Origin of the sequence: Mesorhizobium sp. M5C.F.Ca.IN.020.32.2.1 (assembly GCF_004023105.1) — a bacterium.
In the GTDB taxonomy this organism is placed as follows: domain Bacteria; phylum Pseudomonadota; class Alphaproteobacteria; order Rhizobiales; family Rhizobiaceae; genus Mesorhizobium; species Mesorhizobium wenxiniae.
This window is the reverse complement of the sequence record NZ_RZSX01001056.1, coordinates 1-1,925: the sequence shown is the minus strand read 5'-3', so window position 1 is coordinate 1,925 and position 1,925 is coordinate 1. Positions and strand designations below refer to the sequence as shown.

Sequence of the window (1,925 nt, the reverse complement as noted above, 5' to 3'; positions counted from 1 at the left end):
GCAAGAGGCTGTTACTGCGGGCGCAATAAGACAGGCGCGATCTCACTCCTCCTTCTCCGGCTTGAACCGCCTCACCACCACCTCGAAGACGATATCCGAAATCCACATCGCCGAGACGCCGATGAGGAACGCCGCGGCCAGCGTCGTGGTGTCGTCGTCAGGCGACGGAATCGGCAGGCCGGCGCGGATGTAGTGCACCACGGGAAGCGTCAGGTAGGCCGCCGCCAGCGCGCCGCAGATCGGCGACGCCACCATCTCGCGAACCTTGTAGCGGTGGCGCGACAAGGCTCGCAAAATGCCGCCGGACAGGCCGGCGACCACCACCGGCGCCTTGATGCCGAGAGCATCGAGAAACTCCTGTATCATCACGGCCTCCACCCGCACCATCTGGCGCCCTTCCCGTTGTAGGCATTCACCTCGTCGAGCTCGGGCCGCGACATGGCGGCCACGACGAGGGCGGACGGACGCCGCGCCTGATTGTGGTCGCACCAGACCTGACGCGCGGGCGAAACCGGCGTTGTGCATCCGGCGAGCAGCCGGCCCCCGAGCAGCAGGCCGATCATCAGTGCCTTGCCCATCGCATCGCCTCCCGCCGTGCGGCTTCGTCCGGCAGGTCGCGCGCCGCGCGTTCGGCATCGGTCGCCTCGCGGTCCATTTCGAGGCGATCCTGCGCGGCGGCGAGTTTTTCCGCCGCTCGCCTGGCCGTATCCTCCTTGGCCCGGCTGATGCCGCCGGCGACAAAGAGGCCGATGCCGCCGACGAGTGCTGCGAAGATCGCCATGATCGCCTTGTTGCCGGCGAGCGCGCTCAGCATGGAAAGCACCCACATCTCAATTGCCCTCCACGGCGGGCTGTCTTCTGACGAGGCCGGCGACGCCGTCGCGGACGACATTCATCAGGATCTTGAGCAGGGTCAGCACCCCGGTGATCTTGAGCGCCAGGGCCGCGTCGATGCCGAACATCGTCCAGTCGAAGCCGACCAGGCCGGTAAGCAGCAGGATCAGCACATTGATCAGATTGTGCGCGGCATTGGTATTGAACCACGTCATGGCTTTGCCTTTCGAAACAAGGAGAGGATTGCGGCGACCAGCGGAGCCAGGACCGCGGCCCAGAATCCGGGCAACCGTCCGGGCCGGACTCCAGCCCTGCCCGGCTCTGCCTCCGAAGTCGGGGAACCGTTCAGCTGCGGAGCCTGCGGGATCGGAACAGGCGCTGGAGGCTGTGCTGGGGCAGCGGGCGGCCACGGCGTGTCCTTGATCCCAGACCATTTGCGGAACGCGTCGGCAAGCCTGATATCGTAGGCGTTCTTCCCAAACGATGCGCCGTTGTAGCCCTTGGCAAAGCCGGCCCAATCATGCTTGCGCAATTTGCCGTCGAGCCGGTTGGCGGCGATGAAATTGACCGCCGCCGCCAGCTGCAGCGCCTCGTCCTCCATCATGGCTTCGACCATGGCCTGCACGGTGGGGAAGCCGGCCGCCTTGAAATTCTCGCCGAGAACCTGGCCGAGCCCCCATGACGCCGATCTGAGCGCCGCCGTCTCGTCGATCGCGATAGCCGCTTTCAGGCGCGGATAGCTGTCCCGGGGATAAGGCTTTTCGCCCCACCTGACATAGGCAAGCCCGGCCGCGACTGCTTGCGCACGCTTCGCCCCCGACAGGTTGCGGAAAAAGACATGCGGCTCGAACAGGATGATCGGCCGGCCATGGGCGTCGAAGCCGTGCCCGCTGGTCTCGACGTCGAGAAAGGCGTGGATCTCATCCTCGCCGACGCCGATCCTGGCGCCAAGTTTTGGCAGATCGAGGTCGTCCAGGCGCCTGGCGGCGCCTTTGAACGTGGTATCCATGGTCTTGTCCTTTCCGCCCAGGTCGCGGGCAGGTTGATGTTTGCAACCGACTGTGTGAAATGAGCCCAAGAGGAGCGGAGAT

The 1,925-nt window shown here is 65.5% G+C and carries 5 protein-coding genes; all 5 read right to left on the bottom strand.

The genetic code is table 11. The features are described 5' to 3' along the window. Positions 1 to 42: 42 nt before the first annotated feature. From EOA86_RS32770 to EOA86_RS32750, 5 genes are read right to left on the bottom strand one after another with little or no spacing between them, the layout of a single operon-like run. A complete protein-coding gene (locus tag EOA86_RS32770; protein ID WP_164892238.1) occupies positions 43 to 387 on the bottom strand; it encodes a hypothetical protein in 345 nt (114 codons plus the stop codon). Further along, complete coding sequence (locus EOA86_RS32765) at positions 366 to 578, bottom strand: hypothetical protein (protein ID WP_128345362.1); 213 nt, start codon at positions 576 to 578, stop codon at positions 366 to 368. Before EOA86_RS32765 ends, EOA86_RS32770 begins: the two co-directional genes overlap by 22 nt. After that, positions 563 to 829 carry a hypothetical protein gene (locus EOA86_RS32760; RefSeq protein WP_128345360.1) on the bottom strand — a complete coding sequence of 89 codons (267 nt, stop codon included), beginning with the start codon at positions 827 to 829 and terminating at the stop codon, positions 563 to 565. Before EOA86_RS32760 ends, EOA86_RS32765 begins: the two co-directional genes overlap by 16 nt. A gap of 1 nt (position 830) precedes the next feature. Then, the gene (locus EOA86_RS32755; RefSeq protein ID WP_029351719.1) at positions 831 to 1,049 is read right to left on the bottom strand and encodes a hypothetical protein; all 219 of its coding nucleotides are present in this window, start codon (positions 1,047 to 1,049) and stop codon (positions 831 to 833) included. Continuing rightward, positions 1,046 to 1,843, bottom strand: coding sequence for an N-acetylmuramidase family protein (locus EOA86_RS32750; protein WP_128345359.1), 798 nt, complete (start codon positions 1,841 to 1,843; stop codon positions 1,046 to 1,048). The genes EOA86_RS32755 and EOA86_RS32750 overlap by 4 nt, the downstream gene beginning before the upstream one ends. Between the last annotated feature and the right edge of the window lie 82 nt (positions 1,844 to 1,925).

Bases quoted from the DNA above. Each gene is read 5' to 3' on its own strand.
- EOA86_RS32755 (WP_029351719.1), bottom strand. From the start codon at position 1,049: ATGACGTGGTTCAATACCAATGCCGCGCACAATCTGATCAATGTGCTG.
- EOA86_RS32770 (WP_164892238.1), bottom strand. From the start codon at position 387: ATGGTGCGGGTGGAGGCCGTGATGATACAGGAGTTTCTCGATGCTCTC.
- EOA86_RS32750 (WP_128345359.1), bottom strand. From the start codon at position 1,843: ATGGATACCACGTTCAAAGGCGCCGCCAGGCGCCTGGACGACCTCGAT.
- EOA86_RS32765 (WP_128345362.1), bottom strand. From the start codon at position 578: ATGGGCAAGGCACTGATGATCGGCCTGCTGCTCGGGGGCCGGCTGCTC.
- EOA86_RS32760 (WP_128345360.1), bottom strand. From the start codon at position 829: ATGTGGGTGCTTTCCATGCTGAGCGCGCTCGCCGGCAACAAGGCGATC.